This is a genomic window from Mucilaginibacter sp. SG538B (assembly GCF_013376065.1).
Classification (GTDB): Bacteria; Bacteroidota; Bacteroidia; order Sphingobacteriales; family Sphingobacteriaceae; genus Mucilaginibacter; species Mucilaginibacter rubeus.
Genome location: NZ_JABMJI010000005.1, coordinates 31,824 through 45,356 on the forward strand (window position 1 = coordinate 31,824; position 13,533 = coordinate 45,356).

13 protein-coding genes are annotated in these 13,533 nt (G+C 37.7%); 10 read left to right on the forward strand and 3 right to left on the reverse strand.

The genetic code is table 11. The features are described from left to right. Positions 1 to 9 precede the first annotated feature (9 nt). The 6 genes from FHW88_RS23590 to FHW88_RS23615 all read left to right on the forward strand — a co-directional run bounded on the left by FHW88_RS23590 (position 10) and on the right by FHW88_RS23615 (position 6,374). Entirely contained in the window at positions 10 to 1,341 is a 1,332-nt protein-coding gene (locus FHW88_RS23590; protein ID WP_176628121.1) for a UDP-glucose dehydrogenase family protein, read from the forward strand. Positions 1,342 to 1,600: 259 nt separating this feature from the next. Beyond that, positions 1,601 to 2,977, forward strand: a complete 1,377-nt coding sequence (locus tag FHW88_RS23595; protein ID WP_176628122.1) for an undecaprenyl-phosphate glucose phosphotransferase — start codon at positions 1,601 to 1,603, stop codon at positions 2,975 to 2,977. A 29-nt stretch (positions 2,978 to 3,006) separates the two neighbouring features. Next, positions 3,007 to 4,011: a D-glycero-beta-D-manno-heptose-7-phosphate kinase gene (gene rfaE1, locus FHW88_RS23600; RefSeq protein WP_176628123.1), complete on the forward strand. Its 1,005-nt coding sequence runs from the start codon at positions 3,007 to 3,009 to the stop codon at positions 4,009 to 4,011. Positions 4,012 to 4,046: 35 nt separating this feature from the next. Next, positions 4,047 to 4,604, forward strand: coding sequence for a D-sedoheptulose 7-phosphate isomerase (locus FHW88_RS23605; RefSeq protein ID WP_176628124.1), 558 nt, complete (start codon positions 4,047 to 4,049; stop codon positions 4,602 to 4,604). 13 nt (positions 4,605 to 4,617) lie between these two features. Next, positions 4,618 to 5,124, forward strand: a complete 507-nt coding sequence (rfaE2, locus tag FHW88_RS23610) for a D-glycero-beta-D-manno-heptose 1-phosphate adenylyltransferase (RefSeq protein ID WP_176628125.1) — start codon at positions 4,618 to 4,620, stop codon at positions 5,122 to 5,124. 86 nt (positions 5,125 to 5,210) lie between these two features. After that, positions 5,211 to 6,374 carry a glycosyltransferase family 9 protein gene (locus tag FHW88_RS23615; RefSeq protein ID WP_176628126.1) on the forward strand — a complete coding sequence of 388 codons (1,164 nt, stop codon included), beginning with the start codon at positions 5,211 to 5,213 and terminating at the stop codon, positions 6,372 to 6,374. Here FHW88_RS23615 and FHW88_RS23620 read toward each other — a convergent pair. Continuing rightward, positions 6,371 to 6,721, reverse strand: a complete 351-nt coding sequence (locus tag FHW88_RS23620) for a hypothetical protein (protein WP_176628127.1) — start codon at positions 6,719 to 6,721, stop codon at positions 6,371 to 6,373. The genes FHW88_RS23615 and FHW88_RS23620 overlap by 4 nt on opposite strands. A gap of 1,042 nt (positions 6,722 to 7,763) precedes the next feature. Here FHW88_RS23620 and FHW88_RS23625 point away from each other — a divergent pair. The 3 genes from FHW88_RS23625 (at position 7,764) to FHW88_RS23635 (ending at position 10,868) form a co-directional block, all read left to right on the forward strand. Beyond that, positions 7,764 to 8,264: a response regulator gene (locus tag FHW88_RS23625; protein ID WP_176628128.1), complete on the forward strand. Its 501-nt coding sequence runs from the start codon at positions 7,764 to 7,766 to the stop codon at positions 8,262 to 8,264. Positions 8,265 to 8,681: 417 nt separating this feature from the next. Beyond that, positions 8,682 to 9,926: an MBOAT family O-acyltransferase gene (locus tag FHW88_RS23630; RefSeq protein WP_255485415.1), complete on the forward strand. Its 1,245-nt coding sequence runs from the start codon at positions 8,682 to 8,684 to the stop codon at positions 9,924 to 9,926. Positions 9,927 to 9,929: 3 nt separating this feature from the next. Beyond that, entirely contained in the window at positions 9,930 to 10,868 is a 939-nt protein-coding gene (locus FHW88_RS23635) for a hypothetical protein (protein WP_176628130.1), read from the forward strand. A gap of 82 nt (positions 10,869 to 10,950) precedes the next feature. On the opposite strand, the gene FHW88_RS23640 is transcribed toward FHW88_RS23635, so the two are convergent. Next, a complete protein-coding gene (locus tag FHW88_RS23640) occupies positions 10,951 to 11,934 on the reverse strand; it encodes a UDP-glucuronic acid decarboxylase family protein (protein ID WP_176628131.1) in 984 nt (327 codons plus the stop codon). 313 nt (positions 11,935 to 12,247) lie between these two features. Continuing rightward, positions 12,248 to 12,616, reverse strand: coding sequence for a helix-turn-helix domain-containing protein (locus FHW88_RS23645; protein ID WP_176628132.1), 369 nt, complete (start codon positions 12,614 to 12,616; stop codon positions 12,248 to 12,250). 400 nt (positions 12,617 to 13,016) lie between these two features. Between FHW88_RS23645 and FHW88_RS23650 the strand changes: the two genes are divergently transcribed. Beyond that, positions 13,017 to 13,412, forward strand: a complete 396-nt coding sequence (locus FHW88_RS23650; protein ID WP_176628133.1) for a response regulator — start codon at positions 13,017 to 13,019, stop codon at positions 13,410 to 13,412. Positions 13,413 to 13,533: the final 121 nt, after the last annotated feature.

Sequence of the window (13,533 nt, forward strand, 5' to 3'; positions counted from 1 at the left end):
AACATCATTATGAAAATTGCTATTGTCGGAACCGGCTATGTTGGATTAGTAACCGGAACATGTTTATCAGAAACTGGAAATGATGTAACCTGCGTTGATATAAACAAACAAAAGGTTATGATGATGCAGCAAGGTCAGCTGCCAATTTATGAGCCCGGATTAGAGGCATTGTTCCAAAGAAACATCATTCATGAAAGATTACGTTTTACAGACAACCTGAACGAAGCGATAGAACACGCCGAGGTAATATTTCTCGCGTTGCCAACCCCTCCGGGCGGAGACGGATCAGCAGATTTAAGCTATGTGCTGGGCGCAGCTAAAGATATTGCTAATTTGATAACCGATTACAAAGTAATAGTCACAAAATCAACGGTGCCGGTTGGCACAGCCGATAAAGTAAGGGCCGTTTTCAAACAGCATACTGATATTGAAGTCGCTGTGGTATCTAATCCGGAATTTTTAAGGGAGGGCGTTGCCGTTGAAGACTTTATGAAGCCTGACCGCGTTGTCGTTGGCACGACGGATGAAAGGGCCAGAAAATTGATGGCGGAATTATACGCGCCATATGTAAGGCAAGGTAACCCCATAATTTTCATGGATGAGAGATCATCTGAATTAACAAAATATGCAGCTAATTCATTTTTAGCCACAAAAATCACTTTCATGAATGAAATAGCCAATTTGTGCGAGCTTGTTGGTGCCAACGTGGATATGGTACGATTGGGGGTTGGCTCGGATGATCGTATTGGCAAGCGCTTTTTATTTCCGGGTATAGGATACGGCGGTAGCTGCTTTCCAAAAGACGTTCAGGCGCTTGCAAAGTCGGCAGAAGACAATGATTATCATTTCCGGATATTGAATGCCGTTATGGAAACGAATACCATACAGAAAAAAGTTATGGTTGAGAAGTTAAAAAAGTACTATAACGATGATTTGAAAGGCAGAAAGTTTGCTATCTGGGGGCTTGCTTTTAAACCCGAGACTGACGATATCAGAGAAGCTCCAGCCCTGGAAATTATTGGCGAATTGCTTCATGAAGGCGCTCAAATTGTAGCGTTCGACCCGGAAGCCGCCAATAACGTAAAATACCTGCTTGGTGATAAGATCGAATATGTTTATGACCATTATGATGCACTGGCAGATGCAGACGCCTTGTTAATATTAACTGAGTGGAGTATTTTCAGGAACCCGGACTTTGCGCTAATCCAAAAAAGCTTGAAAGCGAAAGTGATTTTCGATGGCCGGAATCTCTACGACCTTGATAAAATGACCGAATTAGGATTCTATTATAACAGTATTGGGCGGAAAACTATTAACGATTCTGTGCCTTCTGTTGCGTAATGGCAGCGTGGTGATTATACCTTCATTCAACCACGATTTACCGTAACAATTTGAGATTGCACAGTTTTATACATATTAGTGCCAGAATCATAATTTGCCTGAAAGAGTAGCGTGTATATTGTATTATTGTTAAAGAATTCGCCATTAGTTTGTTAACTTTTTCTATTTGAGTTGTTAAGCTTATTATTTTTTTATTTTAAATATTTAGGCGAAGTTAATTTGAAAGCATTCTAAACATGGTATTTTAAAAAACACTCCTATGAAGACACGCTACCTTTTTTTAATTTATTTTGTGATGGCCGCCACCGATCTTGCTGTAATTAACCTGTCATTTTTGCTGGTCGTTGATTTGCTGGGTTATGATAAGACAGGTGTTGATATTGGATCGATGATGAGTGCAAACTACCTGTGGTTGCTCGCAGCCCTGTTGTCCGGCCTTTATACGAGTAAATCAATTCATCGTCTTGACAATATTTACCGGTTAACAGTAAAGAGCTTCATTGTATTTTCTGTGCTGTTTTCGTCATTCATCGTATTGTCAAAAGCGCATCAATTCTCCTTCACTTTAATTTTCCTGTTTTATTTACTGGTTCTGGTAGGCCTCGCGTTGAGCCGGGTTTTAGGAGCCGCTTTTGAACGGACACTTAAAAAGAATTTCAACATCACGCGATCTGTCGCTGTAATAGGTTTGAATTCGATGGGGCTTCGGTTGGCCGGCTTTTTTCAAGATACTGATAATCACTTTTCCTTTCAGGGATTTTTAAACCAGGAGGATAACTCAATACTTGATAAAGGCGGTGAGCTGTTGGAATCTGTTAAAGAGCAGATTGTTAGCGCAGCAAATTCTGGCATAAGAGATGTTTACGTGTCCCTATCCCCAGAGCGTATCACTGAATATAATAAACTACAAGAGGAGGCGGATAAATCCTGCCTTAGGTTAAAACTTGTACCGGATATATCAAATTCAACTGTGAATAGCTTGAAACTAAGTTACATGGGGGATTTTGCGGTATTAAGTAATCGTAACGAGCCATTGGAAGAGATTGAAAACCGTTTTAAAAAGAGGGTTTTTGATATTTTGTTCAGTTTGTTGGTCATTGTCTTTTTGTTAAGTTGGTTATACCCACTTATCGGGCTGCTGATCAAGCTTGAAAGCCGCGGTCCGGTGATGTTTAAACAGTTAAGAAGCGGCAGGGACAACAAGTCATTTTTGTGTTATAAGTTCAGGAGCATGAAAGTGAATAACCAGGCAGATTTACAAGCCACTAAAAATGATAGCCGGGTTACGAAAATAGGAACTTTCCTGCGGCGTACCAGCCTCGATGAGTTACCACAGTTTTTTAATGTATTGCTTGGCGATATGAGCGTTGTTGGCCCGCGTCCGCATCCGCTTAACATGACAAAGCAATATAGCCAGATCATTGATAAATATATGGTAAGGCATTTTCTAAAAGCTGGGATAACCGGCTGGGCCCAGGTAAATGGTTTCAGAGGTGAAACCCACGATCCTGCCCTGATGGAACAGCGAGTTAAACACGATATCTGGTACCTGGAAAATTGGTCGATGTGGCTCGAGTTGAAAATAGTTTATAAAACCGTTTACAACATTATAAAAGGCGAGGAAAACGCCTACTAACAAAATTTTTAACTTAAAAGCCAAGCTTTATGTTAACACAAAAACTATCAGAGATACAATTCAAACAAAAACCTAAAATATTGGTAGTTGGCGATTTGATGATTGACCGTTACATATATGGTAGTTCGAGCCGGTTATCGCCCGAGGCACCCGTTCCAATTGTTAATGTTCAAAATGAATCGATTACACTGGGCGGTGCTGCTAATGTGATCCAAAACCTGGTTAGTTTAGGCGCAAATGTTAGCGTAGCCGGAATGATTGGGAATGATAATGCCGGTGTTCAGTTAATTGACCGTTTAAAGATCGATTTTTTAGAAACAGACCTTATAGTAAAAGATAACACCAGGGTTACCACGTTAAAAACGAGGGTTTTGGTTGGAAACCATCAGTTGCTCAGGCTTGACAACGAAGTTGTCCATCCGATTTCCACAGCGCTTGAGAATGAATTGATAGACAAAATCAATGATGCGGTTCAGGAAACCGATCTGGTCGTGCTATCCGATTATAATAAGGGATTGTTTACAGAATCTTTCACAAACCGCGTTGTTGCATTGGCCACACAGCATGGCAAACGAGTTATTGTTGATCCCAAAGGCCTTGATTACAAAAAGTACAAAGGGGCCTTCCTTATAAAACCAAATAGAAAAGAACTTGCTGAAGCTTCAAAATCTGAAAATATTAATTCAATTGAAAAGCTGAAGAATGCAGCTAACGTTATATTCGATCAAACCGAAGTGCCTTACCTGGTAGTTACACTATCAGAACAGGGGATGGTTCTCCTCTCGCCCGACTCGCATGTTGAGCTGCCGGTAAAAGCTACAGAAGTTTTTGATGTTACCGGTGCCGGAGATACCGTAATTGCCTGTATAGCTTACTTCATTTCATTAGGCATGGATTTGGCGGATGCCTGCGAACTTGCCAATCATGCGGCTGCTATTGTAATTCGTCGTTTAGGCGCGGTTACTACTACGGTTGAGGAGATCCTGGCAAATCTTACCCAAAGAGGAGTGCAAGGCGTTCAGCTGGTACCTTAAATCTTTACATTATAACATCTACAACTTAAATTATCATGATTTCTGATGAATTAAAAGATCACGGTGACGTTATCACGAAGGTGATTGACAACCTTGTTCCTGATATTGAAGCCGCCTGTGCCATAATTTGTGAAGTTATTAAGGCCGGTAATAAAGTTTTACTTGCCGGAAATGGCGGAAGTGCTGCCGATGCGCAGCACATTGCCGCCGAACTTACAGGCCGGTTTGTTAAAGAGCGAAAACCATTACCCGGTATAGCACTTACTACCGATACTTCTGCACTCACAGCTATAGCCAATGATTACGGTTATGATCAGGTTTTTTCCAGGCAATTAGAAGGCTTGGCGTCTGCAGGTGATTTATTTATTGGCATATCAACGAGTGGTAACAGTGCTGGTATTATTAAGGCTTTTGACGTAGCCAGGGCTTTAAATTGTAAAACCTTAGGCTTATCTGGCCGTGATGGAGGAAAAATGAATGATTGTTGTGACCTGAATATCATTGTCCCTTCAGTCGTTACTGCCAGAATACAGGAAATGCACATTTTAATTGGGCATATTTTATGCAAAGCAGTCGATAATTTATTCGAATAATATCCTGTAAACAATGGAAAACAGCCTTTCTGCATTATTAAGCAAAAAAGTATATAATTTACCGGCATTACTGCAGCAGGTAACAAACTGGAAAGATGAAGGTCAACAAATTGTTTTTACAAACGGAGTTTTTGATGTTCTACATATTGGACATGTTAGTTACTTGCTCAAGGCTAAGGAATTAGGAGATAAACTTATTATCGGCCTTAATTCTGATACCTCTGTTAGCCGGCTGAAAGGGCCTAATCGCCCTATAAACAACCAGCACGACAGGGCGGCTCTGTTATCCGCATTATATTTTGTTGATGCCATAGTTGGATTTGAAGATGATACCCCACTTAACCTGATCACCAATATCAATCCTGATATACTTGTAAAAGGAGGGGATTACACTGTGGAAAACATAGTTGGAAGCCAGGAAGTGCAAGCCAGGGGGGGGCGGGTAGAAACAATCATTTTTGTTGAGGGCGTTTCATCAACGAAAATTATTGAAAAACTTCAGGCCCAGGCTTCTGAATGACAATCGAGGCCACACAATTTCCTGCTTACCTGGGAATGTGACAATACCGTTTCTTTATTAAATATTTTAAAAGCGAAAACACAACAATGAAAACGCCGGTTAATTATCGATTCTATCCTGATTCGTCAGAAAGATCTATCAAGATCATTAAGTTGATCGACCGGATAACCTATTTTTTTAAAAGCGAAAACGATCATAGATTTAAGGGTGATGAAAAAGAAGAGATCACACTTGTACAGTTAGCTCATATTGGTGATATGATATTAATGCTACCCGCCATAAAGGCTTTAAAAATTATGACGGGGGCCAAAATAAGCCTGGTAGTTAGCAGCGGAAATTTTAAAATAGCTACCAAAGTGCCTTTTATAGATGCGGTGTATGTTGCCGACGCCCCTTATTTTTCAAGAGACAAAAAAATATCCTATCTGAAATTTTTGGATCAACTACGCAGAATAAAGACAGGGATACTGTTTGACGTGAGAGGGGATCTAAGAAATAATTTATTTTTAAAGCTTTTTGCAAAAAAAAAAATATTTGCCGGTTATAACGTTGGGGGCGGCGGTGCTTTACTGGATGCAGAATTACCTTATGTGCACCGAGGGCATGTATCAAAAAGGATTAATCCGCTTTTTAACTATCTGAATTTGCCCGATCCCGTGTTTTCAGAATACTGGGAACCGAACGATTTACCCTGTGTTCCCATTGAAGACGTAACATTACCCGAAAAATTTGTGTTGGTGCATTTAGGCACTGGAGCACAGGCGCGGAAATGGCCGGTCCAAAATTTTATTCAGGTAATTAAAGGGATAGCGTTATACTTTCCAGTATATGTGATGGGAACAGAGGCTGATTTATCGCCAGATGAAATGACGGAGATTTCCCTGCTTAATAATGTCACCAACTGTGTTGGCAAATTTTCAATGTTACAGTCAATTTCCATCGTTAAAAGATGCACATTGTTTTTAGGTTTAGATTCGGGCTTTTCACATATAGCAGCGTTGCTTTATCGAAAAATAGTTTTAATATTTAGCGGGACGGTTAATGTCGATGAGTGGAAACCAATATCCTTATACAAGGATCAGGTAACTATTATAAAAGAAACTGTTGATTGTGATTTTACTACCGGCTGCGGGAAATTAAAATGCAGCCATAATATATGTATGACTCGTATATCGCCACATAGGGTTGGTGAAGCAGTACTACGTAATGCACACGAAGCACCTGCTATAAATAAACGTGAAATAAATTAACCAGTCCGCTGATCTGTATTGAAAGAACCGGTATCCACGTCGCTGCTACTGTCTACCTTCTTAATAAGAAGGTCTAACTCTTGATGATAATTATCGAGGCTCATTTTTGCCTTGCCCATCTTATCAAACAATGATTCCAACTCAATTTTGAGTAGCTCATTTTTATTGAGGCCGTCAATTACTTTAAGCGTACCCATGGAGTAAGAAATGAATTCAGGTTCCTGGAAAAAATTAAGTTCTTTTTTAAGGTATTCAATTTTTTCTTTTTCGAGCTTAACCAAGTTCAAAACCGCTAAGTTTTTTTTGGTTCGGATAATGTTCAAAGCGCGTTTTCGTTGGTTGCTCATTTTATAATGTCTAAAAGGAGGTGCATTTTTTGATAAACATCGTGAGTTTCTTGCTGTATGTATTTATACGCAATCAATTGGTGTTTGTTGTGTTTATTTAAAAATAATCAGTAATAATAACTAAAAAAAAGCACTAATTTTCAATGAAAAAAAATGGACAAACTGCAGGCAAATGACCTTCGCAATACACTCTTGCAAAGCTGGTTTATAATCATGAAGAATGAATGAATTCATTGTTTACTTGTTGGCAACCTCCCGAACAATTTCTAATTTAAATTCGGCCCGATTTTTTCCTCATCGCGGCGGTTTTACCGGAATTCTTAAATAAATTAGCCCTTCGATCGGGCAAGCGCCGGGCCGCCTGCGCAGGTACCGATAGAATCCGCAGGCCTCCGTATCGCTGATGCGTAATTTCCAGGCAACATTCACCAGGCTAATTGGACTAACCGTTCTCTATTTTCATAGATTTACCCTATGTCCGGGTGATCAAGAAAATATATTGAAACAAAAAGGCATGTTAAAATGAGTTTATCTTTCGTGATATCAGCAATTGGATACTATTCAAAGTAATTAGCATTCGAGGTGCTTTGATTTAGAGGTATCTTGTTTGTATATTAGTTTTAGTATTTAAGCTGGATTTGTATAGGGCTATGTTAAATTTGTTGCTTTTTAAAGTTGGATAAATGCAAAAAAACATATATCGCCTGGGGCTAATAAAGAAAACAATCAGTAATCCAATAACTCAATAAATTAATATAAAGAAATGAGCATATGTGTGTAATATATTGTGTACCAGTGAGAAGGTTATTGCCGCCCCCTTTTATTACTTTTGAAAGTGGATTTTTAAATTGTGATTTATACGATATAGAATAGGCCCTGAAGGGCTTATTCTATTTTTTAAGTAAAGAGATAGGAAAAACCCTGGTTTGAGCTTTTACTCAGATAAGTTGTTGTGATGAAAAATTCGACATTTACAATTTGTTATTGCTTTAATAAAGACTGTCCGAATTCGGTATACGGTTACCAATGTGTGCCCGTTAAATTGAGTGAGGAAGCGGTGCTTACTCAATCGTTCGGTTGTGCTACTTGTGGTTCCGAACTTTTATCTTCTGTCACGCTCGATTTGCAAATTAAGCTTTTTTCGATGCTAAATCACAGGCCAATAAAATCAATAGCGATAGTCGATGACGACCTGATCTATCATTATTCTGTTAAGAACCTGCTTCGAAATGCGCCTTTTATCAAAGCAGATTTTTATAAAAATGGAAAAATGCTTCTCCATGACCTGGAAATTAATTTAAAAAACAAAAGTGGTTTACCCGCGATTATATTTTTAGATATACACATGCCGGTTATGGATGGTTGGGAGTTTCTTGAACATTTTGAAAAAATTAATAACAATTTAGTTGTTCCTATACACGTTCATCTCGTTTCAAATTCAATTGAACCTTTAGATAATATTATAAATCAGCGTTACCCTTTTATTAAAAGCTATATACCCAAACCTTTAACAATGCAATTGTTAACACAAGTGTTAACCTGAAGCATTAAAATCCGTGCCACATCTCTTACTATTATATGCGCTTGGTTTTTGCGCATAATTGCTCACAATTTGTGCATTAAACTGTCGCTTCAAAAAAGCTTTTTGTTAATATAATCCTACTATTTTTATCGATAGCAAAAGGAGCTAAAATGAATTCGATTTTCGATGCAATCAATTTATATTTAGCTACTTAGCTGGTTGTATTTAAAATAATAGCCTATGCTTTTTAATTCACTTAACTTCGCCTTTTTTTTACCAATCATTTTCTGTTTATACTGGTTAACAAATAAAAATGGATTAAAAATTCAAAATATACTTTTGTTAGCAGCCAGCTATTATTTTTATTCTTGCTGGGACTACAGGTTTCTTTTTTTACTGATCTTTTCAACCTTACTTGATTATTTCACCGGGTTGAAAATGGAGGACGCAAAGAGCTTAAAACTAAAGCGGTTTTGGTTTTGGCTAAGTGTAACCGTTAACCTTGGTTTTTTAGGTGTATTTAAATACTATAACTTTTTCGCTGAATCGTTGATTTCAAGTTTCAGCCATTTCGGAATAAAGCTTCATGCTTCTACAATTAATGTAATTCTACCGGTAGGTATTTCGTTTTACACATTTCATGGACTATCCTATGTTATCGATATATATAAAGGACGGATCAAACCGGAGCGTAATTTTGTAGATTATTCCTTATTCGTGAGTTTTTTCCCACTGCTGGTAGCAGGCCCAATTGAAAGGGCGACTCATTTATTACCGCAAATAAAGCAGAAAAGGGTTTTTGATTACAGTAAGGCAATAGACGGATGCCGGCAAATTTTGTGGGGACTTTTCAAGAAAGTGATTATCGCCGACAATTGCGCCGAATATGCCAATATGGTTTTTAATCATTCTTCAAATTATACAGGCAGTACGTTAGCATTAGGGGCCTTGATGTTTACGTTTCAAATATATGGCGATTTTTCAGGCTACTCAGATATCGCTATCGGAACGGCTAAGCTCTTTGGCATTGACCTGCTTCGGAATTTTGCGTTTCCTTACTTTTCGCGCGATATGGCAGAATTCTGGAGACGATGGCATATCTCGTTATCAAGCTGGTTTAAGGATTATTTGTATATCCCTTTAGGCGGAAGCAAAGGAAACCTTTGGATGCGGATAAGAAACACTTTTATCATATTTATAGTAAGTGGTTTCTGGCATGGCGCAAACTGGACATTTATAATCTGGGGTTTTTTAAACGCGTTGTTTATCATACCATCCATAGTGATGAAAACAAACCGGAGCAATCTCGAAATCGTAGCCCAGGGTCGTTTGCTACCATCATTTAAGGAATTAATGCAAATGGTTGCCACATTTTCGTTAACTGTAATTGCGTGGATATTTTTCCGATCAGCCAGTATTGGCCAGGCTTTTCAAATTATAAGAGACCTTTTTAACCGCACCTTGTTCACTGCTCCCCATAATCCTCCCCGCCCGGTAATGTTATTGATCCTGGTTGTTTTTATGGCGATTGAATGGATTGGAAGGGAGGGTAGATATGCTATAGAGAATGTTGGTTTGAGATGGCCACCCATTTTGCGTTGGAGCTTTTATTCAATTATCATAGTTTTTATAGGAATGTACATGCAAACGGGTGGTTCTGATTTTATTTATTTTCAGTTTTAGATCATGAAAAAATTTGTATTCAGATTTTTCTTTTTTTCTGTGTTTTGCAGTTTATTTTATGTTGTACTAATACTATTATATGGCACGATAGTGCCTGCATCATTTGCAGTGAATTTTAATTATTTCGGTGGGATGGGGTTTACCAGGCAACGATTTGATGAAGTTTCGAAAATAAAAAATGTTGATTTGGTGGTAGCCGGGTCGTCGCACGCTTATCGCGGGTACGATCCCAGGATATTCAAAAAATCGGGGATATCAATGTTTAATTTAGGGTCAAGCTCGCAATCGCCCTTACAAACGCGTTATGTTTTAGGTAAGTACGTAACAAAATTAAAACCTAAATTGGTTATTGTTGATGTTTATCCGGTTTTGTTCGGCGTTGATGGGCTTGAATCGCAAATAGACCTCATATCAAGCGGGCTAATAGATAAAGATATTGTTGCTTTATCCTTTAAAATTAACAACATCAAATTATACAATACCTTACTGTTTGGTGCTTTCAACAATGAATTTCACATAAAAAAGCAGAAGCTATCAGACAATCAAGGAGATACCTACATACCCGGAGGATATGTCCAATCTTTCAGGCATTTGCAATTCAAAAAAACAAGATTTAAACAAAACGTTAATATCTCTGCCACACAGTTGGAAGCTTTTAAAGCAGGCTTAAATGAGTTGCGGTCGCAACAAATAAAATTCGTAATTATCCAGGCACCCTTTTCAAGAAGCAATTATGCTTCATATCAAAATAATGATGAAATAGATAGGGTATTTTCCAGCCTTGGTGAATACTATAATTTCAATAAAATATTAAACCTTCCGGATAGCATGTACTATGATGATAGCCATCTAAACCAACGGGGGGTAAATATTTACAATGCTAAACTTATTGATACACTGTCAAAAAGAGGGCACTTTCGAAAGTTGTCAATGAATAATTAGCCGTCGTACGATGATATAATGCAGGGACTTCATAAATAGCATAATGCCGGTAAGCCAAAAGCACACCGGCATTGTTATTTTGTTATTTGTTATAGTAGTAAAAATCCTTATGCTCAATCTCCATTTTTGAAAGAGATTTGAAATACTCAAGCGTTATTTTTAATCCTTCGCTTCGTGAAACCTGCGGCTCCCATCCCAATATAGCTTTAGCTTTTGTAATATCGGGCCTGCGTTGTTTCGGATCATCGGTCGGCAATGGTAAACAAATGAGTTCCTGGTCGCTCCCCGTTAATTTAAGTATTTCTTCTCCAAACTGGCGTATCGTTATTTCATCGGGGTTACCGATATTCATGGGTTGAACATAGCTGCTATGCAGGAGGCGATATATTCCTTCAATCAAATCATCGACATAGCAAAAAGAACGGGTTTGCGAACCATCGCCAAATATAGTTAAAGGCTCTTCCCGTAAAGCCTGCCCAATAAAGGCTGGCAGCACGCGGCCGTCATTTAATCTCATCCTTGGCCCATATGTGTTAAATATCCTCACAATTCTTGTTTCCACACCATGAAATGTATGGTACGCCATTGTAATGGCCTCCTGAAAACGTTTCGCTTCATCATAAACGCCTCTTGGTCCCACAGGATTTACATTGCCCCAATATTCTTCGGGCTGGGGGTTAACGGAAGGATCTCCATATACCTCAGAGGTTGAAGCTATAAGAATCCTGGCATTTTTAGCCCGGGCTAATCCCAATAAATTGTGAGTGCCCAGCGAGCCCACTTTTAAAGTCTGTATGGGGATTTTTAAGTAATCAATAGGACTTGCTGGTGATGCAAAATGTAAAATATAATCTAATTCTCCCGGAACGAAAATGAATTTAGATACGTCATGGTGATAAAATTCAAAGTTTTCCAGTTTGAACAGGTGTTCTATGTTGCGGAGTTCCCCGGTAATTAAATTGTCCATCCCTATAACATGATAATCCTCCAGGATAAATCTATCACAGAGATGAGAGCCTAAAAAACCTGCGGCTCCGGTGATCAAAATTCTTTTTTGTTTTCCCATTTTGCTGAATTTCCAGCTATTTTAACAAAAAAAAATGCCGTTACAGCTGCTGAAATGAGATTGCGGTTTTATTGAGAATAATTGAGCAAATGTGTACAACAGCGCGTGGTGATTTAAAATCAGTCTCTTTTATATTGTGTGGGGGGGTATCGTAGCATTTATAAAATACTATAATAGAGGTATTTATTCGGCCTGAAACGCGCAGTTATGAGGCGGAAAGTTTCTCAGTTATGTGTATTTAGCATAAAATTATACACAATAACTTTAATAATAAAGTTGATGGAAGAGCTATTTGTCGGCGAAAAAAGAAAATTTATTTTACGTTCACTAATCGCTTTTTGTCGGCAATTAGTACTGCGGTATCATATTCTTCTAGCAGGCGTAAATATTTTTCCTTCCAATCCGTTAACTGTTGTGGAGTGGTTGAAACCAAGATGTTATCAGCATAACGTTGATCGATAAACTTAAAATCATCTTTAGTAAACATATCAGGAAATTCAATTGAAAAATCATGCCGTATAACATTTCCAATTTTAAAGATATGTGCGGCACTCAGGTCCTTTTGATTAAACCAGTTATACAACGATCTTCTGTTGATGTCTAAACTTCGGGCCAGATCGCTTATATTAAAGCCTTTTTTCCTGATAACGTATTCAATTATTTGTCCGTAATGTTTTTCCATATGTCAATAAAGTTTAGTTGTTTAATATCCAAGTTAGAAGTAGGTTAACAAGTGAATATATTCTCCAAGATAAGCTATTTTTTTCTTAATGTGAAAAAGATTATGAACAATTTGCGAGTTTCGTAGTCAAATAGTTACCGGCAGAGGTAAATTTTAACCCAAATCGAGATTATTTTATAAAAATTTAGCAATTAAAGAATGAAAAAACCTCTTAATATCAGATTGGCATTGATTCGGTAAATGTTGCTATAAAAAGCGGCGTTATTATCACAATATTTAGCCAATTATTTCACTAAAAATGAGCATTTTATGGTTTTTAGAAGTAGCAGCATTAAACATTTCGGATAAATTGATAGGTTAGTATCGTTGAAGATTAGGGTGTTGTACAGGCTTTTAATATATGTTGAAAAATGTCTTATATATTGATGATAATCAGTTGGATCTTTATATTCTGACACTTCTGCAAAGAAAGTATCATTTATTTAAATCCTGTATAACAACAGCAGATGCGGTTGGCGCACTTCGGGAATTAAAAGAATGTGCTACTGATAAAGATCATTTGCCTGAAATTATATTTTTGGACTTGTACATGCCTAAGTTTAATGGCTATCAATTTTTGGATAAGTTTGAGCAGATTTATCCCTTGTTTACAAAAAATATTGAAGTTCATATATTATCATCGTCAATGAGTCCTAAGGATATGCAACGATGTATGCTGTACCCGCATGTTTGCGCATATCATGTAAAACCCATAACCATCGAACAGCTTTTAAGTGTTATCGGAAGTAAACCATAACTGTTTCTATAAAATAATGTTAAGCAGATCCCGAAAGTGAGTGGCTGTATTCTGTTTATTAATTCTTAATATCTCATAAATACACATTTTAGTATCAATTGTATTTAAGTGAGATTAACTT